At 71.9% G+C, this 19167-nt stretch carries 19 protein-coding genes; 4 read left to right on the top strand and 15 right to left on the bottom strand.

What is annotated here, in order from left to right:
- Positions 1-127: 127 nt before the first annotated feature.
- From FH610_RS27760 to FH610_RS27710, 12 genes are all read right to left on the bottom strand, one after another.
- Positions 128-598 carry a bifunctional nuclease family protein gene (locus tag FH610_RS27760; RefSeq protein ID WP_139577972.1) on the bottom strand — a complete coding sequence of 157 codons (471 nt, stop codon included), beginning with the start codon at positions 596-598 and terminating at the stop codon, positions 128-130.
- Positions 599-674: 76 nt separating this feature from the next.
- Positions 675-1331, bottom strand: coding sequence for a transcriptional regulator FtsR (ftsR, locus tag FH610_RS27755; protein WP_139577971.1), 657 nt, complete (start codon positions 1329-1331; stop codon positions 675-677).
- Positions 1332-1350: 19 nt separating this feature from the next.
- A complete protein-coding gene (locus FH610_RS27750) occupies positions 1351-1854 on the bottom strand; it encodes an FHA domain-containing protein (protein ID WP_079313913.1) in 504 nt (167 codons plus the stop codon).
- Positions 1855-2288: 434 nt separating this feature from the next.
- Complete coding sequence (locus FH610_RS27745) at positions 2289-4793, bottom strand: mannose-1-phosphate guanyltransferase (RefSeq protein WP_139577970.1); 2505 nt, start codon at positions 4791-4793, stop codon at positions 2289-2291.
- Between the two features lie 3 nt (positions 4794-4796).
- Positions 4797-5363: a cardiolipin synthase ClsA gene (gene clsA / locus FH610_RS27740; protein ID WP_079313915.1), complete on the bottom strand. Its 567-nt coding sequence runs from the start codon at positions 5361-5363 to the stop codon at positions 4797-4799.
- 10 nt (positions 5364-5373) lie between these two features.
- Complete coding sequence (locus tag FH610_RS27735; RefSeq protein WP_139577969.1) at positions 5374-7572, bottom strand: peptidase domain-containing ABC transporter; 2199 nt, start codon at positions 7570-7572, stop codon at positions 5374-5376.
- Positions 7569-7745, bottom strand: coding sequence for a hypothetical protein (locus tag FH610_RS42980; RefSeq protein ID WP_161628096.1), 177 nt, complete (start codon positions 7743-7745; stop codon positions 7569-7571). The genes FH610_RS27735 and FH610_RS42980 overlap by 4 nt, the downstream gene beginning before the upstream one ends.
- A complete protein-coding gene (locus FH610_RS27730) occupies positions 7742-8713 on the bottom strand; it encodes a TIGR04500 family putative peptide maturation system protein (protein WP_139577968.1) in 972 nt (323 codons plus the stop codon). Before FH610_RS27730 ends, FH610_RS42980 begins: the two co-directional genes overlap by 4 nt.
- Positions 8694-9710, bottom strand: a complete 1017-nt coding sequence (locus tag FH610_RS27725; RefSeq protein ID WP_139577967.1) for an MvdC/MvdD family ATP grasp protein — start codon at positions 9708-9710, stop codon at positions 8694-8696. Before FH610_RS27725 ends, FH610_RS27730 begins: the two co-directional genes overlap by 20 nt.
- An 80-nt stretch (positions 9711-9790) precedes the next feature.
- The gene (locus FH610_RS27720; protein ID WP_139577966.1) at positions 9791-9943 is read right to left on the bottom strand and encodes a putative ATP-grasp target RiPP; all 153 of its coding nucleotides are present in this window, start codon (positions 9941-9943) and stop codon (positions 9791-9793) included.
- A 284-nt stretch (positions 9944-10227) separates the two neighbouring features.
- Positions 10228-10926, bottom strand: coding sequence for a response regulator (locus FH610_RS27715; RefSeq protein ID WP_139577965.1), 699 nt, complete (start codon positions 10924-10926; stop codon positions 10228-10230).
- Complete coding sequence (locus tag FH610_RS27710) at positions 10923-12620, bottom strand: ATP-binding protein (RefSeq protein WP_139577964.1); 1698 nt, start codon at positions 12618-12620, stop codon at positions 10923-10925. Before FH610_RS27710 ends, FH610_RS27715 begins: the two co-directional genes overlap by 4 nt.
- A gap of 173 nt (positions 12621-12793) precedes the next feature.
- On the opposite strand from FH610_RS27710, the gene FH610_RS27705 reads away from it, so the two are divergent.
- The 3 genes from FH610_RS27705 to FH610_RS27695 all read left to right on the top strand — a co-directional run bounded on the left by FH610_RS27705 (position 12794) and on the right by FH610_RS27695 (position 15103).
- Positions 12794-13384 carry a class I SAM-dependent methyltransferase gene (locus FH610_RS27705; RefSeq protein ID WP_139577963.1) on the top strand — a complete coding sequence of 197 codons (591 nt, stop codon included), beginning with the start codon at positions 12794-12796 and terminating at the stop codon, positions 13382-13384.
- Between the two features lie 39 nt (positions 13385-13423).
- Positions 13424-14605: an acyl-CoA dehydrogenase family protein gene (locus tag FH610_RS27700; protein WP_139577962.1), complete on the top strand. Its 1182-nt coding sequence runs from the start codon at positions 13424-13426 to the stop codon at positions 14603-14605.
- Between the two features lie 75 nt (positions 14606-14680).
- A complete protein-coding gene (locus FH610_RS27695; RefSeq protein WP_139577961.1) occupies positions 14681-15103 on the top strand; it encodes an SRPBCC family protein in 423 nt (140 codons plus the stop codon).
- A 29-nt stretch (positions 15104-15132) separates the two neighbouring features.
- Here FH610_RS27695 and FH610_RS27690 read toward each other — a convergent pair whose 3' ends face one another.
- The 3 genes from FH610_RS27690 to FH610_RS27680 form a co-directional block, all read right to left on the bottom strand.
- Entirely contained in the window at positions 15133-15924 is a 792-nt protein-coding gene (locus tag FH610_RS27690) for an enoyl-CoA hydratase/isomerase family protein (RefSeq protein ID WP_139577960.1), read from the bottom strand.
- On the bottom strand, positions 15921-16850 hold the full coding sequence (locus FH610_RS27685) for an alpha/beta hydrolase (protein ID WP_139577959.1): 930 nt from the start codon (positions 16848-16850) through the stop codon (positions 15921-15923). Before FH610_RS27685 ends, FH610_RS27690 begins: the two co-directional genes overlap by 4 nt.
- Before the next feature lie 106 nt (positions 16851-16956).
- Positions 16957-17655 carry a gamma-glutamyl-gamma-aminobutyrate hydrolase family protein gene (locus tag FH610_RS27680; RefSeq protein WP_139577958.1) on the bottom strand — a complete coding sequence of 233 codons (699 nt, stop codon included), beginning with the start codon at positions 17653-17655 and terminating at the stop codon, positions 16957-16959.
- A 296-nt stretch (positions 17656-17951) separates the two neighbouring features.
- Here FH610_RS27680 and FH610_RS27675 point away from each other — a divergent pair, with 296 nt between their 5' ends.
- The gene (locus tag FH610_RS27675) at positions 17952-19091 is read left to right on the top strand and encodes a globin domain-containing protein (protein WP_139577957.1); all 1140 of its coding nucleotides are present in this window, start codon (positions 17952-17954) and stop codon (positions 19089-19091) included.
- Positions 19092-19167 lie beyond the last annotated feature (76 nt).

Raw genomic sequence — 19167 nt, 5'->3', positions numbered from 1 at the left:
CGGTCTGATCTGGGGGTTCGTGAATTACAACCGTGGTTTCCCTTGCACCGTAGGACCGGGGCCATCGTCAGTCAACGACCCCGTCCGGCGCGTCGTGAAGCGTAATCTCCCGAAATCGTCCGGCACGTCAGCCCGCCCGGCCGAAGTCTTCCGGTGTGATTTTGTCCAGGAACTCGCGAAACTTTTCCACTTCGTCTTCCTGGTCGTCGGGCATGCTCACGCCCGCCTCCTGGATCACGTCCTCACTCGCGTAGATCGTCGCGCCCGTACGCAACGCCAGCGCGATCGAGTCCGAAGGACGGGCGCTGACCTCCACGCCGTTGGAGAAGACCAGATCGGCGAAGAAGATTCCATCGCGGAGCGCGACGATGTTGACGGTGCGCAACCGCACCCCCAAGGCCTCAAGAACGTCACGGAACAAGTCGTGGGTCAGCGGCCGGGGCGGCGGCTCCTCCGCCTGGGCCAACGCGATAGCGGTCGCCTCGGTCATGCCTATCCAGATCGGCAGATACCGATCACCGCTCGTCTCCTTCAGGAGAACGATCGGCTGGTTGGTGGGCATCTCAACGCGAACCCCCACGACCTCCATCTGCAACACGGGCGGCTCCGTCTCAAGCGTCGCGGCATATCACCAGGCATTCAACGTAACACCCACGGAGGTGCGGATGTGCCGGTCACCGCCCCAGAACGCCGCGAACACTCCCACGCAGTAACGCATTGTGAAGTTCCTGGAGAAGTCCGGAGATTTCCCGGGCGGTCTCGTCCGCCTCCGCGATCGCCCCCGGCGCCTTGCGCCGCAGCAGCGGGGCCACCGCCTGCTCGATGAGACCGGTCTCCCGCTCCACCGCGGCGCGGATCGCTCTCAGGTGCCGCGCCTGCAGGCCGAACCGCGCCAGCGCCCCCACGCTGCGCGCGACCTCCAGCGCCTCGCCGTCGTAGCGGCGTGCCACGGGGGCGACCAGGCCGAAGCTCTCCATCTCGGCCAGGGTCTCCTCGTCGATGCCTGCGGCCTCGATGAGCTCCTCCCGGCTGAGACGCACGGGCGGAGCGCCGTCGGACACGGCGTGCGGACGGACCGCCTGCTCGTCCAGCTGATCCTTGATCACGCGGAGCGGCAGGTACTGGTCACGCTGCGCACGCAGGATGTACCGCAGGCGCTCGACGTCGTTGTAGGTGAACTTGCGGTACCCCGACGGGCTCCGCTGGGGCTCGATCAGCCCCTCACCCTCCAGAAACCGGATCTTGGAGACGGTCACGTCCGGGAACTCGCCCTGCAGCAGGGCGAGCACCTCCCCGATGCTCATGAACGCCCGTACGGCTTGCGCGCTCATGACTCCTCCTCCTCACCGATCACAGCCCTCCAGGACCACGCGTGAGGAACACCAGCCGGAACTTGCCGATCTGCACCTCGTCGCCACCCTGCAACGGGGACTCCTCGATGCGCTCCCGGTTGACGTAGGTGCCGTTGAGGCTGCCCACGTCACGCACGGTGAACTGGCCGCCGCGCCGGTAGAACTCCACGTGCCTCCTGGACACCGTCACATCGTCCAGGAAAATGTCGCTTTCCGGGTGGCGACCCGCCGTAGTGAGGTCGCTGTCGAGCAGAAAACGGCTCCCCGCGTTCGGCCCCCGCATGACCACCAGCAGAGCCGTGCCGGGCGGCAACTGCTCGACCGCGGCCCTGTCCGGCAGAAGCGTCTGGCCCGTCTCCGCCTCGAGCGCCTCAAGTGAGATCGTCGAGGTCGTGTCGGCTGCGACGGGCGCCGGAGCGCTCAGCGGCGAACCGCATCGTGAACAGAAACGGGCATCCTCGGGGTTGGCATGACCGCACTGCGTGCAGTAGACGCTGGGCATCGAACGGCTCGGCCTCTCTCACGACTTGCTCTAGGACTGGCTCAAACTGCGAATGCCGCAACTTACGCTGATCAGGCACAAAGGTCAAGACCGCGGCTGGGCGTGGACTGACCAACGCTACAGCCAGCGGAGGTTCAAGGTCCATCCCGCCACACGTGTTGTATTGCCGCGCCTCCGGCGCGGCGGCTCGGGGCGCCTTCACGTCGTCGTGCCGGAGGCGCGCCATGAGCACAGCCCTCGTCGCGTCCTCGCTCGTTCCTCGCTCCGGGCGCTCCTCAGTCCAGTCGCGGCCGCGCCCCTCGCGTGATGGTTGCGCACCGTAATCCTCGCGCGGGGGTAGCCGCGCCCCTCGCGTGAGGGCTGGGCACCGCAATCCTCGCAGGGGTAGCCGCGCCCCTCGCGTGATGGTCGCGCGCCGTACCTTACTTGAGGGGTCAGTGGGCGCCGGCGGCTTGTTCGACGACGTGGGCCCAGCGCTCCAGGAGGGCCTGGGCGGTGTCCATGTCGTGGCCCTCCGCCCACAGGTGGGTGACGGCCTCGGCGGGGTCGGGCAGGACGAGGGCCCAGCTTCCGTCGTCCTCCACGACCCGGACGCCGTCGGTGGTGTCCAGGCGGTGGCCCTCGGCCGCCTCGACGACCGAGCGCATCACGGCCCCCTTGTGCGCCCATGGCGTGGGAACGGTCCGCTTGAGCAGCTTGGCCTCCGGGATGCGGGCGTCGATCTGGCTGAGCGACAGCCGGGTGCGCGCGACCAGGCCGAGCAGGCGCAGGAACACCGCCAGGCCGTCCACGGTGGGCGCGAACTCCGGGACGATGAAGCCGCCCTTCCCGTCGCCGGCGAAGATCGTGTCGGGGTGCCGGGCCGCCCGCGTCAGCGTGTCGAGGCTCGTGGCCGTCCAGTCGACCTGCACGCCGTGGAAGCGGCACACCATCTCCGCCACCCGGGTCGTGGTGACCGGCAGGGCCACCCGGCCGCCCCGGCGCTCGGCCGCCACCAGGTCGAGCACGACGAGCAGCGCGCGCTCCTCGCTGATCAGCTGGCCCATCTCGTCCACCAGGGAGACCCGCTCCCCCACCGGGTCGAACCGTACGCCGAAGGCGGCCCGCGCCGAGGCCACCAGCTCCGCCAGGCGCTGCAGATCGCGGCGGCGCTCGGCGAGCGTCTCGGTCGGCGAGGCGTCGTCGAGGCGGTTGTTCACGGTGAGCACGTCGACCCCGGCCCGGCCCAGCAGGCTCGGCAGCACGAGCGAGGAGGTGCCGCCCGCGCAGTCGACCACGACCTTCATCTCGGTGTCCTTCACCCCGGACATGTCGATGCAGGCCAGCAGCTCCCGTGCGTACGTGTCGACGGCGCGGGCGGGGAAGGTCAGCTCGGCGATCTCGCCGGGGAAGGCGCGCCGGTACTCCTGCCGGGAGAAGACCCGCTCCAGCTTGCGCTGGGTCGCCTGGGACAGGTCGGCCCCCGTCTCGTCCATGAACACGATGTCGACGCTCTGGGGGTCGCCCGCCGTGGTGCGCAGGGCGATGCCGCCCCGGACGTTCTCCCGCGAGGTGTTGAACCTGGCGACCGGCAGGGCGGCGGCCTCCAGGTCGACCACGTTGATCGCGCTGGAGTTCAGCGCGCTGATCACCGCCCGCTTGAGCGCCCGTGCCGCGCGCGAGGCGTCGCGGGAGGTGACGACCGTGTCACCCTTGCGCAGCGTCGTGGCGTACGCGCTGGCCAGCCGTACGCACAGCTCCGGGGTGATCTCGACGTTGACCAGCCCGGAGACCCCGCGGGGGCCGAACAGGCTGCGCTGGCCGCGCGACTCCCAGATGACGCTGGTGTTGACGACCGTGCCCGCCTCGATCGTCTTGAACGGGTAGATCTTCACGCCGGAGGAGACGTACGCCTCGGCCTCGATGACGCACTCGTCGCCGACGACGGCGTTCTCCTCGATCCTGGCGCCGGTCATCACGTCGGTGTTCTTGCCGATCACGCAGCCGCGCAGGTGGGCGGCCGGGCCGACGTACACGTTGTCGCTGACCACGGCGCGGTGGAGGAAGGCGCCCTCCTTGACGACGGCGTTGCTGCCGAGCACGGTGTACTCCCGCAGTTCGGCGCCGGCCTCGACCTTGGCGTAGTCGCCGATGTAGAGGGGGCCCTTGAGCACGGCCTCGGGGTCCACCGAGGCGCCCTCGGCGGCCCACACGCCCGGGGCCAGCTCGAACGCGTCGAAGTCGACCTTGACCTTGCCCTCCAGCACGTCGGCCTGGGCCTTGAGGTAGCTCTCGTGCGTGCCGACGTCCTCCCAGTAGCCCTCGGCCACGTAGCCGAACAGCCGGCAGCCCCGTTCGAGCATGTCGGGGAAGATGTCGGACGACCAGTCGACCGACTGGCCGGGGGCGATCTCGTCGAGGACCGACGGCTCCATGATGTAGATGCCGGTGTTGACCGTGTCGGAGAACACCTGACCCCAGGTGGGCTTCTCCAGGAAGCGCTGGATGCGGCCGCTGTCGTCGACGATGATGATCCCGAACTCCAGCGGGTTGGGCACGCGCTTGAGCCCGATGGTGACCAGCGCCCGGTTCTCGCGGTGGAAGCGGAGCATGTCGGTCAGGTCGATGTCGGTGAGCGCGTCGCCGGAGATGACCAGGAAGCGGTCGTCGCGGAGCTTGTCGGCGGCGTTCTTCACGCTGCCGGCCGTCCCGAGGGGGACCTCCTCGGTGGCGTAGTGGAGGGTCATGCCCAGCTCGTCGCCGTCGCCGAAGTAGTTGCGGATCAGCGCGGCCAGGAACTGCACGGTCACCACGGTCTCGGTGAACCCGTGCCGCTTGAGCAGCCGGAGCACGTGCTCCATGATCGGCCGGTTGATGATGGGGAGCAGGGGCTTGGGCTGGTTCGCGGTCATCGGCCGCAGCCGTGTCCCCTCCCCGCCCGCCATGACGACGGCCTTCACGGGTCACCCCTTCGTTAGCTGGCGCACCTGTACGACATACAACACCCCCGCCCACCAATACAGACCAGTTCCCCAGATGGCGAAGGCCCATCCGAAGATCGCGGCAATCTCGGCGTACCATCCCTCGTGAGAGGCGAGGAACAGCAGCGGGAACGCGTACATCAGGGCGGCGGTGCCGGCCTTGCCGAGGAAGTGGACGGGCAGCGCCGGGCCGTACCCGTGCCGCCGCAGCACGGGCGGCATCCACAGCAGCAGCACGTCGCGCAGCGGCACCGCGAGCGCCAGCCACCAGGGGACGGCGCCCCGCAGCACCAGGCCGATCAGGGTGGCGAGGATGTAGAGCCGGTCGGCGAGCGGGTCGATGAGCCGGCCCAGCCTGCTGATCTGGTTCCAGGCGCGGGCGAGCTTGCCGTCGAGCCAGTCGCTGAAGCCGGCGAGCGCCAGCAGCGCGATGGCCCACCCGTCGGCGTGGGGACCCAGCACGAGCCAGAGGAAGACGGGGACGCCGAGCAGCCGCAGGGCGCTCAGCAGGTTGGGCACCGTCCAGATCCGGTCCTCGGCAGCGTTCACGCCCCAGACCCTACATGCCGCTCTCCCTGTCGATCCGGGCAGGAGCCACGGGGGTTCGCCTACGGGTGCCGGCCTGGGTGGAGGCCGTTTGCGCGGCGACGAGTCGGGTGTAGCGCCCACCCAGGGCCAGCAGCTCCTCGTGGGTGCCCCGCTCCACCACCGTGCCCCGCTCGACGACCAGGATCAGGTCGGCGTCCCGCACCGTGCTCAGCCGGTGCGCGATCACGATGCGGGTCTGCGTCAGGCGGGACAGCCGCGCCTCGATGTCGGCCTCGGTCGCACTGTCCAGGTTGCTGGTCGCCTCGTCGAGCAGCAGCACCTTGGGGCGGGGCAGCAGCGCGCGGGCCAGGGCGAGGCGCTGGCGCTGTCCACCCGACAGGCCGCCGCCCTCGACCAGGATCGTCTCGTAGCCCATCGGCATCGCCATGATCTCGTCGTGCAGGGCGGCGAGCCGGGCCGCCTCGGCGATCCGGTCCATGCCGGCCTCGGGGAAGTTGAGTGCGATGTTCTCCCGGATCGTCCCGGTGAACAGCGACGGCTCCTGGGTGACCACGCCGAACTGGCGGCGCAGCGATCGCGGGTTGAGCTCGGCCGCGGGAACGCCGTCGTATCGGATCTCCCCGGTCGTCGGCTGGTACAGGGCGAGCAGGAGGCGGGCGAGCGTGCTCTTGCCCGACCCAGAGGGACCGACCAGCGCGACCTTCTGCCCCGGCCGTACGACCAGTGAGACGTCGCGCAGCGTCCACGGGCCGCGCGGGTCGTGTCGGAAACCCACCCCGCGCAGCTCGATGCCGCCGCGCAGCCGCAGCACCTCGATCCCCGTGGACGGCTCGGGCTCGGAGGCGAGGATGTCCGACAGCCGGTCGAAGTGCGCCCCGGCCTGCTGAAGGCTGCGCAGGCTGGTCATCAGCGAGCCGATCGGGGTGAGCGCGGCGGTGGCCAGGGCGTTCAGCGCGAGCAGCGTCCCGAGGCTCAGCGACCCGTCGAGCACCCGCCACGCGCCGACCCACAGCAGCCCCAGCGGCGCGAGATAGCGCACCGCCCCGAGCGCCGCCTCGATGAGCCCCCGGACGAGCCCTCCCCGCACGTCGGCGTCGAGTTGCCGGGCGAACAGGTCCGACCAGCGCTGCATCGCCCGCGGCTCGGCCCCGGACGCCTTGAGCGTCTCGATGCCGCCGACGGCCTCCATGAGCCGGCCCTGCGTGACGGCGAGAGCGGCCAGCTCGCGCCTGGTCAGGTCGCCCACCCGGCGGGCGGTGCCGAGCAGGAGGGCGGCCTGCCCCGCGGCGAGCAGCGCGAGGAAGCCGCCGAAGACCGGGTCCCGGGCGAAGACGAGCAGCAGGTAGACCAGGGCGAGCGGCCCGTCGAGCAACGATGAGAGAATCTGCCCGGTCAGCGTCTCGCGCAGGGCGATGACGCTGTTCGATCGGTTCACCAGGTCTCCCTTGCCGCGCACCGCGAAGTACCGGTACGGCAGCGCGACAAGGTGCGACACCAGGTTCCGCGTCACCTCGCCGTCGGTGCGCGAGCGGAGCGCGACGAGCAGCACCGAACGCAGGTAGCTCACCGCGAACTGGGTGACCACGGCGACCAGCACGGCCACGCCGAGGAGCGAGAGAAGCCCGGAGCCCCCGTGCGGGAGGATCCGGTCGACGACGATCTGGAACGCCGTCGCGAGCCCGAGGCCGAGCACCTGGAGCAGCATCGAGGCCGCGACCACCTGGGCGAGCAGGCCCTTCCTGCGGAACACCAGGGCGCGCAGGAAGTCGCGCCGCCACGCCCGCGCGGCGCTGGACCGCACCTGGCGGAACCCAGGCTCCGGCTCGAACGCCAGCAGCACGCCGGTGAAGCCGGCGTCGAACTCGGCGGGCGTGAGCCGCCTGCGTCCCTGGCCGGGGTCCACGATGTCCACGTGATCGGGCGTCCACCGCTCCACCACCACGAAGTGCTGGAACTCCCAGTGGACGATCGCGGGCATGGGCACCCGCCCGAGGTCGGCCGGATCCAGCGAGAACGCCTTGGCGTTCAGGCCGAACTCCCGCGCGGCGCGGACGATGGCCAGCGCGCTCAGGCCGTCCCTGCCCACTTGGAGGTGGTCGGTGACCTCCTGCACGGTGGTGCGGTGGCCGTGGAAGGACAGGATCACGGCCAGGCAGGCCGCGCCGCACTCGGTCGCCGAGTTCTGCAGAAAGACCGGGACCCGTCTCACCCGCCACCCCTCAGGACCAGAGCGGTGAGAACGGCCAGCCCCGAGGTGAGCACCGCGACCGCGCACCAGAGCAGGACGAGGCTACGGTTGCCGACCTCCTTGACAGCGGCCGGGGCGGACGGCGGTGCGGCATGGCGGCGCAGCGCCTCGGCACGGAAGATCTGCCTGTTCACAGCGTGCCGGTCCGCGCCGTGGTTCCCCAGAACCATTCGATCTTCGCGGCCCGGCGGCGTTCATCGATCCACAGGTCGAAGACCCGCCGTTCGACGCGGCGGCGCGTGTCCGCGTCGAGCTCGGCGCCGGCCACGGAGATCACCTTGAGCAGGACGTCCGGGGCGGGCGAGACGACGTCGCCGGGGCGGGCGGTGCCCGTCTCGGCCGCGGGCACGTCCTCGACGACCAGCCGGGCGCCGCGCGTCCGCTCCGCCAGCGCGAAGAAGCCGGCTCCGGCGTCGATCTCGGCCGCCGCCCGCCGGGCCGCCTCGGAGTCGGGGAAGGTGAGGCGGGCGACCCGGGCCGTGCCGAACTCCTCCCGGTGCTCCTCGAAGTACGGCTCGACCCGTCCGGCCGTCACCCGCTCGCGGACGCGGGCGGCGGCCACCTCCCCCGCGACCAACTCCTGGAGGTCCACGACGGTGAGGGAGCGGCGGTCCATCCACTCGCGCGTCCGTTCGGCGGTGAGCAGTCCCCGGGCGCGCCGGAACGCGTCCACCGCCTCCTGGATCTCGTGGTCGGAGAGCTCGACCGGCGCCTCCTCCATCTCGGCCTGGACGAGGGCGGCGGCGATGATCCGGTCCACCAGCCGGGCCTCGTCCCACAGGAAGTCGAGCCAGGCGACCGCGTCGACCACCTTGACCCCGACTCCGTCGATCCGCAGCAGCAGCATCTCGCCGGCCCGCTGCACACCCCGCAGGGGCCAGGGCAGGGCACGGTCGGGGCACCAGGACAGCGACACCGTCCCCTCCCCCGGCCGTTTGATCAGAAGGTCGTAGTGGAGCGAGTCGTCGTAGTCCTCCCGCTGCCACAGCAGCCGGAAGCGCACGCCGGGATGGCGCTCCCGCAACTCCCGCAGGCGCTCCTGGGCCTCGGACGGATCGACGCCGTCCAGGCCGCGGAGGGTTTCAAGGGCGTCCGGCAACATGCGCGGTCTCCTCTCCGACCGTGCCGTACATCAACAGATCACACAGGGCCGCGCCGATCGGCAGGCCCGTGGCCTTCTCGATCCAGAGCCACTGGCCACTGGGGTTGACTTCGAGGAAGACGTAACGCCCGTCGGGGGTCAGGATGAGATCGATCGCGCCGTAGCACAGGCCGAGCCGCCGCACGATCCGCACGCAGCGCTCGGCCACCTCCGGCGGCAGCTCGTGCACCTCATGGCGGGTGCTGCCCGGGTCGTAGCGGCGCCAGTCGAGCCTCGTGTGATTGCTCTCCTGTGAGTGGATCTCCGCTGCGAAGACGGCCCGCCCCACGACGGTCACCCGCAGCTCGACCCGCTTGGGCACGTACTCCTGGATGACGACCGGGCCGAACCTGATCGCGTCCGCGTACGCCATATCCCGGGTGGACACCGGTTCCGACATCCGGGCCACGCCCTCCCCGTCGGCGCGCAGGCTCGTGGGAACGCCCAGGGGCTTGGTGATGATGCGGCCCTGGTGCCGGTTGAAGAAGTCCAGGAACTCGTCGGGGTCGTTGGTGATCAGCGTGTCCGGCAGTTCGAATCCGAGACGGCCGGCCAGGACCAGCTGTGACGGCTTGCGCTGGGCCAGCCGCACCCGTTCCCTGGGCGCGGGCACCATGCGGCAGTCGAGCTGCTCCCACAGGTCCCCGGCGAACACCGCGCACTCCTGCTCTATGTGGGCACGTGCCACCGGGTCGGCGATCTCGGGATGCGCGACGGGAGCCTGGGGACGGCGGAACCACACCGCCGTCAGATGATCGAGATCGACGTCCGCCTTCTCCGTGCGCAGCCGCCGCCGCACCCGCCCGTCACGGTGGTAAACCGCGTCGAGCACCGCGCGGACCGGATAGTCGGCCGGGTCGAAGACGACCGCTTCCGCCTCCCGCGCGGCCAGCAGACGGGCCACGTGCTCCGCATGGGGGTCTCCGTCGATCGTGAGGATGAGTATCTCGCCGGACATCTCGCTCTTCCTGGTCTGGCTTCCCGATGGGGCGCGGGGCGCCGGAAGGGCGCCCCGCGCGGTCACTCGGCAGGGGTCGCTCAGAAGTCGGGGTCCTGGGCGTCGATGCTGCCGTCCGGGGAGATGACGTGGCTCGACCACTCGAACCTCTGGCCGCCGTTGACGAGACGGAGGTCTCCCTCGTCGAGCTCCGGGCCGGCCGCCGCGATGTCGTCGATTCTGATCTTGGGCATTGTGATCCCTCCAGCCGTCCGGGGACGGCGCGGTTCCTGATGTGAGGGCACCCGGTCGGGCGCCGGACACAGACGCTAGGAGGGCCTTCTTGGTGTCCACTTTGGACGATCTAGGCATCGGCTGAACGGTCGCTTATGGTCCGGGGTGCCCAGGCCGCAAAGACGAGGGCACCCGGCGGAAGCGCCGCCGGGCGAGCAGGTGCCACGGCCCGAACCCGGCGAGCACCGCCCTCGGTTGATCCCGTGGCAGGCGCCGAGCAGGACGACGGCGGCCGGCGTCACGGTCAGGAGCCGGAGACGCCGCTCTCCCGGTCGCTCCCGGCAGGAGCCACGGGGGTGAACCCGGTGTCGACCAAGCCGAACCGGTGCGCCATCACCGCCGCCTGGGTGCGGTTGCGCAGCCCCAGCTTGTCGATGAGCGCGGCGACATGGCTCTTGACCGTCGTGACCCCCACGTGCAGCCGGTCGGCGATCTCCGCGTTGGACAGGCCGACCCCGACCAGGGTGAGCACCTGTGCCTCGCGCCCGGTGAGACCCGGCGGAAGCGGCACCGCCTGCCGCTCGGCCGCCAGGGCCCGTTCGACGACGCGCCGCAGCACCGACGGCGCGAGCGGAGGCTCCCCCGTCGCGGCCCGCCGGACCGACTCGACCATCCGGGCCGGCGGGTCGTCCTTGACCAGGAACCCGAGCGCGCCCGCGCCCAGCGCGGCGTAGAGGTTCTCGTCCTCGGAGAACGTGGTGAGCACGACGATCCGGGCGGACGGCTGGGCGGCGAGGATCCTGCGGGTGGCCTCCAGTCCGTCGACGCGCGGCATCCGCAGGTCCATCAGCACCACGTCGGGACGGTGCCGCTCGACCAGCCGTACGGCCTCGGCCCCGTCGGCGGCCTCCCCGCACACCTCCATGTCGCCGGCCGCCTCCAGCATCATCCGGACGCCCGCCCGCACCAGGGCCTGGTCGTCGGCGACCACGACGCGGATCACGCGAACCTCCCCGCCATGCGGCGGCACTCCGGCCGGTCCTCACGCGGCACCGGCAGCGAGGCGGCCAGCCGCCAGCCGCCGCCCTCGGCCGGGCCCGCGGTGACGTGCCCGCCGAAGGCGCGAGCCCGCTCCCGCATGCCCGCGATGCCCTGGCCGTGGGACGGCAGCACGTCCGGGGGACGGGACGTGCCGGGGCCGTTGCGCACCTCGACCGTGAGCGCGTCCGGGCGCATCGCCACATCGACCTCCGCCCGGGCCCCCGGGCCGGCGTGCTTGAGCACGTTCGTCAGCCCCTCCTGGACGATCCTCGCCGCCGACGCCCGCACCACCAGCGGGGCCCGTTCCACTTCGGGCGCGAGACGCAGGTCCACGCGCAGGCCGGCCGCCGACATCCGGGACACGGCGTCGCGCAGCACGTCGCCGGGGTCGGCCAGCATGTTCGCGAGCATGAGGTCGGAGCCCAGTGCCTCGTCCGGGTCGCGCAGCACGGCCAGCAGGCCGCGCAGGTCCTCCAGGACGCGATGGCCGGTGTCCCTGATGTCGGCCAGCGCCTCGGCGGCCGGGCCGGCGGCTCCCGCGTACTGCGCCGCGCTCGCCCGCAGCACCATCGCCCCCACATGGTGGGCCACGATGTCGTGGACCTCGCGGGCGATCCGCTCCCGCTCGGCGAGCCGGCCGGCCCTGTCCCGCTCGGCGGCCAGTTCGGAGGCGTGCCTGGCCTGGGCCTGCCGCACGCCGACGTACCGGCCGATCGCCACGGGCGCGGTCACCATCGTCATCAGCGCCACCACCCGGAACGGGGTGATGTCGGCGAGGTCGTCCACGACCACGATCGCGGCGACCGAGCAGGTCAGGGCGTACGCCGCGGCGACCCAGGACCAGGCGGCGCGGGTCGCGAACACGCCGAGGGCCACCAGGGCGAGCAGTTGCAGGCTGTTGCCGGCCCTCGGGACGTACTGGTCGGCCACGACCAGCGCGAGGCTCTCCAGCAGCAGCACCGCGCCGGGCAGGTGCCGCACGACGCCCAGCGCGAGCCCCGCGAGCATCACCCCGAGCGCGACCGCCCACACGGGTGGCTCGCCGCCGTGCCAGTACGGCCAGGTGGTCAGCACCGACAGCGCCACCCCCCCGCCGGCGAGCAGCAGGTCGAGCAGCGGCGCGGGGTCCTCCTTGCGGCGCCCCTCCTGACCGTGCAGGTAGCGGCCGATCAGCACCGGGGCCGCGATCAGCGCGACGGAGTAGAACCAGGTGTTGCTCGTGAGGGCGATGCCGGGGTCGGCGAGGTTCACGGCGGTCGCGGCGGAGGCGAGCACGGCGGCCGGCGCCGTCCAGCCCCAGCCGCGCGACCTGGCCAGCACGCCCACCGAGATCGGCAGCAGGACCTGCAGGGTGTTGACGGTGAACGCGCCGAGCTGGTCGCACACCACCAGCAGCACGGACAGGTAGACGGCCACAGGGCCGGGCCATCGGCGCAGCAGGCCCATCGGCAGCCCGGCCAGCAGGGCGAAGCCCATCCCCACCCACGCCGGGGCAGGGCCGCTCCCGCCGCTCCAGGACCCGGCGCTGACGAGCGCGTCGAGCCCGGTCCCGCCCACCGCCAGGCCGATGTCGAGTGCCGTGCCGCGCGAGAGCGCGAAGGGCCTGCCGCTGAGGGGACGCCGAGGGACGAGCCGGCGCGTCGAGGGCCACCGCATGAGGGAACGCTACCGCCCGCCCGTGCGGAGGCCGGTCCTCCGTTGGGAGGACGCTTCTCCTCCTTCTGGCCGCTTCCGTCCGCCCGAGGGGCCGCACGCGGTGATCCACCTGGCCACCAGGTCGGCCCGGACGGCGGGCGACCCGGGCGGTCGCGCGGCCCTAGCGTCGCCGCATGGCGAACGAAACAGCGGTCTTCTTCGGGCAGTTCCTGCGCTCCCCCGCCGTGACCGGGGCGGTCGCGCCCAGCTCACGGCGGTTGTCGGAGGCGGTGTGCGTGCCGGTTCCGGAGCGCGGCGACCCCGTCGTGGTCGAGCTGGGGCCGGGCACCGGCCCCTTCACCGCCGAGATCCAGCGCCGCATCGGCGGGCGGGGGCGGCACCTGGCGGTCGAGATCAATGCGCGGCTGGCCGGCCACCTCGGCGCCCGCTACCCGGGGGTGGAGCTCGTGGTCGACAACGCCGCGCGGCTGCCCGAGCTCCTCGCCGGCCGGGGCGTGGCCGCCGCCGACGTGATCGTGAGCGGGCTGCCCTGGGCGGCGTTTCCCCCCGCCCACCAGGCGGACCTGCTGCGGGCCGTGGTCGCCTCGCTCGCGCCGGGAGGCGCGTTCACGACGTTCTCCTACGTCCACGCCCGCGCCCTGCCCGCGGCCCTGCGGTTCCGCCGCAGGCTGGGCGAGGCGTTCGAGGAGGTGGTGGCCGGGCGCACGGTGTGGCGGAACCTGCCGCCCGCCTTCGTCTACCACGCGCGCCGGCCCCGCCGGTGATCTCGCCAGCCCGCCGAATGGCGTTCTAGAGTGGCGGGCATGGACTTCACGCTGCCGGAGAGCGCGCAGGCGGTGCGTCGGGGCATCGCGGACATCTGCTCGCGGTACGACATGGACTACTGGCAGCGCTGCGAATCGGACAAGCGCTGGCCCGAGGAGGTGTGGGCCGAGCTCGCCAAGGGCGGCTGGCTCGGCCTGGCCGTGCCCGAGGAGTACGGCGGAGCCGGACAGGGCCTGCTGGAGCTGGCCGTGGCCACCGAGACCCTGTCGGCCTCCGGCTCCGCCGGCGGTTCGGCCTTCATGTACGTGCTGACGCCGGGGTTCGGGGCGCTCACGCTGGCCAGGCACGGCTCGGCCGAGCAGAAGGCCGCGCTGCTGCCGAAGCTGGCCACGGGGGAGATCGAGACCTGCTTCGCGCTGACCGAGCCCGACGCCGGGTCCAACTCCCTGGCGATCTCGACCTTCGCCCGCAGGGACGGCGACGACTTCGTCGTCAACGGTCAGAAGATCTGGATCACCGGGGTCCAGCGGGCCGCCTGGATGCTGCTCGTCACCCGGACGATCCCGGCGGCGCAGGCCAGGCCGCGCAGCGACGGGCTGACGGTGTTCCTGGTGAACGTGCCGGAGGCCGTGGCGGCGGGGCGGCTGTCCTACCGGCCGATCCCCAAGATGGGCGCGAACACCACGCCGTCCAACATGGTCTTCATCGACGACCTGCGACTGCCCGCCTCCAGCGTGCTCGGCGAGGTGGACCGGGGGGCGGCCGTGCTGTGGGACGTGCTGAACCCCGAGCGGATCCTGCTGGCGGCCAGTGCCCTCGGCGGAGCCGAGGTGGCGCTGCGGGTGGGCGTGGACTACGCGAAGCAGCGAGAGGTCTTCGGCCGGCCCATCGGGGCCAACCAGGCCATCGCGTTCCCGCTGGCGCAGGTCAAGGCCAAGATCGAGCTGGCCAGGCTGATGCTGCACAAGGCGGCCTGGTCGTTCGACAACCGCCTGCCCTGCGGCACGGAGGCCAACATCGCCAAACTGACGGCCTCGCAGGCCGCGTGGGAGGCCGCCGACGCCGCGTTCCAGACCCACGGGGGCATGGCGTACTCGCTGGAGTACCCCGTCGCACGACTGCTGGCCGACGCCAGGATCGGCCGGATCGCGCCGGTGACCGAGGAACTGCTGCTCAACTACCTGGCCACCCAGGTGCTCGGCCTGCCCAGGAGCTTCTGACCGCTCCGATCACTTCCGGCCGCTTGCGTGCCGCCCCTGCGGGGCACTTACCTGAGGCAGCGGAAGGAGTCACACATGCGCGGTCCGTACGCCAGCACGGTGATCAGCGCGGACGCCGGGGACGTCTGGGCGTATCTGCGGGAGTTCGGCAACCTCCACGAGTGGCTGCCCGGCGTGTCCACCTGTGAGATCGAGGACGGCGAACCGCTCGCCCCGGGGGTCGTGCGGCGGGTCGAGGGGGCGGGCGGGGTGTTCCGCGAGCAACTGCTGACCCTCGACGACGAGGAGCGCACGCTGACGTACGCCACCCTCGAGTCCCCGCTGCCGATGCGCGACTACCGCGCGACGTGCCGGGTCGCCCCGGTGACCGACTCCGGGCAGGCGTTCGTGGAGTGGTACGCGAGCTACGAGGCCGACGCCCCGGACAAGATCGCCAAGATCCTCACCCGGGGCGTCTTCGTCCCCGGCCTGGAGTCGCTCCGCAAGCGCTTCAGCTAGGTCGTGTCCGCCACTCCTCGCGCCTCTCCTCACGACTCCGGCCGAAAGCGGGGCGGGCGCTTCTCCCGCAGGGCCAGCACGCCCTCGGCGGCGTCGGGGCCGGTGAAGCCGAGGAACTCCATGGCCAGCGAGGCGTCGAACGACGGCCCGGCCATACGCAGCCAGTTGTTCAGCGCGTATTTGGTCAGCCGGATCGCCTCGGCCGACCCGGCCGCCAGCCGCGTCGCGATGTCCAGCGCCCTGTCGTGGACCTGGTCGTCGTCGACGCACAGGCTCACCAGCCCCATCGCCTCGGCCTGCTCGCCGGTGACCGGCTCGCACAGCAGCAGGTGATACTTGGCTTTGGCCATCCCGCACAGCAGCGGCCAGATGATCGCCGCGTGGTCGCCCGCCACGACGCCCAGCCGGGTGTGGCCGTCGATGATGCGGGCCGTCCTCCCGGCCACCGAGATGTCGGCCAGCAGCGCGACGGCCAGTCCCGCCCCCACCGCCGGGCCCTGGATCGCCGAGACGACAGGCTTCGAGCAGTTGAGCACGTTGTAGACGATGTCACGGGCCTCGGCGAAGACCTCCAGGCGCGTGGCGTGGTCGCGGATCATCTCCTCGATCATCGACAGGTCGCCGCCCGCCGAGAACGCCTCGCCCTCCCCGCGCACGATCACCGCCCTGACGTCGTCGTCGCGGTCCACGTCGCGCCAGATCTCGGCCAGCTCGCGGTGACCGGTGCGGTCCACCGCGTTGCGCCGCGACGGCTCGCTGATCACGACGCGCAGGACGCCGTCGGCCGCCCAGCCGACCTTCAGCTTCTCGTACTCCCTCACGACGCCACTCCCAGGGCTTCCCTGATCCTGGCGGCGAGGAAGTCGCGGCCCTCCATGGCCTGGTCGAAGAACCCGGGCAGGCCGAGGAAGCCGTGCAGCGCGCCCTCGAAGCAGCGGTGCTCCACGGGGACGCCCGCCTCGGCGAGCGCCCGCGCGTAGGCCGCGCCCTCGTCGCACAGCGGGTCGCACTCCGCCGTGATCACCGTCGCGGGCGCCAGGCCCGACTTGTCCGGCAGGTGGATCGGCGCGAGCCGGGGGTCGCGGGGGTCGGCGCCGCCGGCGTACTGCTCGATGAACCACCTCATCTCCGCCGCGTCGAGCCCGAACCCCTTCCCGTACGTCCGGTAGCTGGGCGTGTCGGCAGCGACGTCGATGACCGGGCAGATCAGCGCCTGGTGGGCGAGGCGGAGCCCGGCGTCCCTGGCCAGCCAGGCCGCCACCGCCGCGAGGTTGCCGCCGGCGCTGTCGCCGACGACCGCCACCCTGCGCGCGTCCGCGCCGTAGAACGCCGGGCGGGCGTGCACGTCGCGGACCACGCCGAAGGCGTCTTCGACGGCCGCGGGGAACGGGTGCTCGGGCGCGAGGCGGTAGTCCACCGAGACGACGACCGCTCCGGTCCTGTGGGTGAAGTCGCGGCCAAGGGCGTCGTTGCGCTCGACGCTGCCGAAGACCCAGCCGCCGCCGTGGAAGTAGACGAGCACCGGCAGCGGATGCTCGCCCGGCTCCGGGCGGTAGATCCGGACCGGCACCCCGGCCGCCGTCTCGTCCCTGACCGCAGGCAGGTCGATCCTCGGCCCGCGCTGCTCCACCATCCCGTCCAGGGACCGCAGCCGGGCGATCTGCTCACGGGTGAGGGAGGCGAGGTCCACACCGAGGTCCGAGGGGAACAGCTTGAGATAGGACTCCGCCTGGGGATGCAACGCCATGCCCCGCACAGTAACAGCGCCCGCCGACACAACCGCCGAAGCGGCCGCGGCGCGCTCTCCCGGCCGACCGGCGCCCGCGCCGCCTCCGGGACACGGTCCGTACGGGTCAGGGGCGGGCCGCGTCCACCAGGGCCTCCACCAGGCGGTTGTCCGCGCCGCGCTCGGGATGCCACTGGACGCCGACCGCGAACCGGTGCCCCTGGAGTTCGACGGCCTCGACGATCTGGTCGTCCGCCCAGGCCACCGCGATCAGGCCGGTGCCGAGCCGCCGGACGGCCCGGCGGTGCGCGCCGGTCACCTCCGCGCGGTCGCCCACGGCCTTGCCGACCTTGCTCGACACGCTGACGGTGACCACGTGCGCGGCCGTCTCGTGACGGTCGTGGCCGACGGCCTCCCGCAGAGATGTGATCAGCGTGCCGCCCTGGGCGACATTGAGCACGTGCATGCCGCGCGAGATCGCCAGCAGCGGCACCTCCGCCTCCACCGCCGCCTGCGCCAGCGCGGTCTCGAACCGATCGCGCTGGGGCTGCGGCCCGCCGAGCCCGTCGTCGTCCGGCTCCCCCGCCGGGACCTCGCCGTACAGCGCAGGATCGACTTCCACGCCCCCGGCGAGGATGACCGCGTCCAGGCGTCGCACATAGTCGCCGGCGGACACGGGGCTCAGCGGCGGCAGCAGGACGGGCGCGCCGCCCGCCTTCTCCACCGCCCGCGCGTACGCCTGGGGTGAGACCGCCGCCTCACGGACCCACGTGCCCCAGCGCGCGGCCTCGAGATAGGTGGTGATGCCGACGATGGGACGCGCCATGGCCATCTCCTGGGGGTGTGCGAGCAGGCAGGCCCATCATGGCGCAGATCGTTTTCCTTTTTGTCAGTTTTCACATCAGTCACACCAGTCACAGTGGGTGGCGTCACGACAAATAACGAAGTGTTCACAGTCGGTTGCCTTGCGGGGAATCGGTTGTGACGCCCGAGAGCGAGTGGAACACTCCCCGTTGAGCGATCGGTCGAGCCGGGGCCGCCGGCGCTCGTCACCCGGAGCCGTCAGGGAGGTGGATCGACAGACCGGAGCACGCTTCCGGTCCCTAGGGTGGGACACAACTGATGCCGCTGAATCCACGCCTCGTCAAGGAGAGCTTCTCGGTCGTCGAGCCCGTCGCCGGGAAGGCCGCGGGGTACTTCTACGGACGACTGTTCACGCACTGCCCGCACATGCGGGGCATGTTCCCGCCGGGCATGGAGGTGCAGCGCGACCGGCTGTTCAACGCGCTCACGAGGGTCGTCTGGATGCTCGACAGCCCCGAGGGGCTGGCGTCCTATCTCGCCCAGCTCGGGCGGGACCATCGCAAGTACGGCGTGTCCCCCGAGCACTACAGAGCCGTGGGAAGCGCACTTCTCGCAACGATCAGGCATTTCGCCGCCGAGATCTGGACCGACGAGATCGAGGCCGCCTGGACCGAGGCGTACGCCATGGCGGCGAAGATCATGATCGACGCCGCCGCCGCGGAGACCACGCCCGCCTGGTGGCTGGCGGAGGTGATCGACCACGAGCCGCGCACCCGGGACATCGCGGTGCTCACGCTGCGGCCCTCGCAGCGCATGGACTTCGTCCCCGGGCAGTACGTCACGGTCCAGACGGCGAGGTGGCCACGGGTGTGGCGGCGGTTCTCCATCGCCAACGCGCCCCGCGCGGACGGCACGCTCCGCCTGCACGTGCGCGCCGTGCCGGGCGGCTGGGTGAGCACGGCGCTGGTCCGCCACACCCGCATCGGCGACCAGCTCCTGCTCGGCCCGCCGGTGGGCACGATGACGCCGCCCGAGTCCGACCGCGACCTCCTCTGCGTCGCCGGCGGCACCGGCCTCGCGCCGCTCAAGGCCGTCATCGAGCACGTCATCGCCTCCGGCGACCGCCCGAACATCCACCTGCTGTTCGGTGTCCGGCGCGCGTGCGATCTGTACGACATGCCGGACCTGGCGAGGATGGAGGCCAGCTTCCCCTGGCTGCGGGTCGTGCCGGCGGTCTCCGACGACCCGGCCTACGAGGGGATGCGCGGCCGGCTCCCCGACGTGGTCGAGAGGTTCCACTCCTGGGCCGACCACGAGGCGTACGTCTGCGGGCCGACCTCGATGGTCAACGAGACCGTACGGCGCCTGCAGATCTCGGGGGTGCCGCTCGCGCGGATCCACCGCGACCCGATACAGAGCGACACGGTGCGGAGCAGCACGGCGCAGAGCGAGGCTTGACCGGAACGGCGGGCGACGTGGACGCTTTCCTGGCAGGATTCGAATCGAAAACATAATCGAAATCGGCACAGGGAGG

The organism is Microbispora catharanthi, assembly GCF_006334915.2.
Lineage (GTDB): Bacteria > Actinomycetota > Actinomycetes > Streptosporangiales > Streptosporangiaceae > Microbispora > Microbispora catharanthi.
This window is presented reverse-complemented; position numbering and strand designations above follow the sequence as displayed.

What these genes read in the sequence shown, in the direction of transcription:
- ftsR (WP_139577971.1), bottom strand. Translation starts at nt 1,331, where the DNA reads ATGAGCGCGCAAGCCGTACGGGCGTTCATGAGCATCGGGGAGGTGCTC.
- FH610_RS27705 (WP_139577963.1), top strand. Translation starts at nt 12,794, where the DNA reads ATGGCGAACGAAACAGCGGTCTTCTTCGGGCAGTTCCTGCGCTCCCCC.
- FH610_RS27725 (WP_139577967.1), bottom strand. Translation starts at nt 9,710, where the DNA reads ATGTCCGGCGAGATACTCATCCTCACGATCGACGGAGACCCCCATGCG.
- FH610_RS27710 (WP_139577964.1), bottom strand. Translation starts at nt 12,620, where the DNA reads ATGCGGTGGCCCTCGACGCGCCGGCTCGTCCCTCGGCGTCCCCTCAGC.
- FH610_RS27730 (WP_139577968.1), bottom strand. Translation starts at nt 8,713, where the DNA reads ATGTTGCCGGACGCCCTTGAAACCCTCCGCGGCCTGGACGGCGTCGAT.
- FH610_RS27700 (WP_139577962.1), top strand. Translation starts at nt 13,424, where the DNA reads ATGGACTTCACGCTGCCGGAGAGCGCGCAGGCGGTGCGTCGGGGCATC.
- FH610_RS27695 (WP_139577961.1), top strand. Translation starts at nt 14,681, where the DNA reads ATGCGCGGTCCGTACGCCAGCACGGTGATCAGCGCGGACGCCGGGGAC.
- FH610_RS27680 (WP_139577958.1), bottom strand. Translation starts at nt 17,655, where the DNA reads ATGGCGCGTCCCATCGTCGGCATCACCACCTATCTCGAGGCCGCGCGC.
- FH610_RS27720 (WP_139577966.1), bottom strand. Translation starts at nt 9,943, where the DNA reads ATGCCCAAGATCAGAATCGACGACATCGCGGCGGCCGGCCCGGAGCTC.
- FH610_RS27675 (WP_139577957.1), top strand. Translation starts at nt 17,952, where the DNA reads ATGCCGCTGAATCCACGCCTCGTCAAGGAGAGCTTCTCGGTCGTCGAG.
- FH610_RS27750 (WP_079313913.1), bottom strand. Translation starts at nt 1,854, where the DNA reads ATGCCCAGCGTCTACTGCACGCAGTGCGGTCATGCCAACCCCGAGGAT.
- FH610_RS27685 (WP_139577959.1), bottom strand. Translation starts at nt 16,850, where the DNA reads ATGGCGTTGCATCCCCAGGCGGAGTCCTATCTCAAGCTGTTCCCCTCG.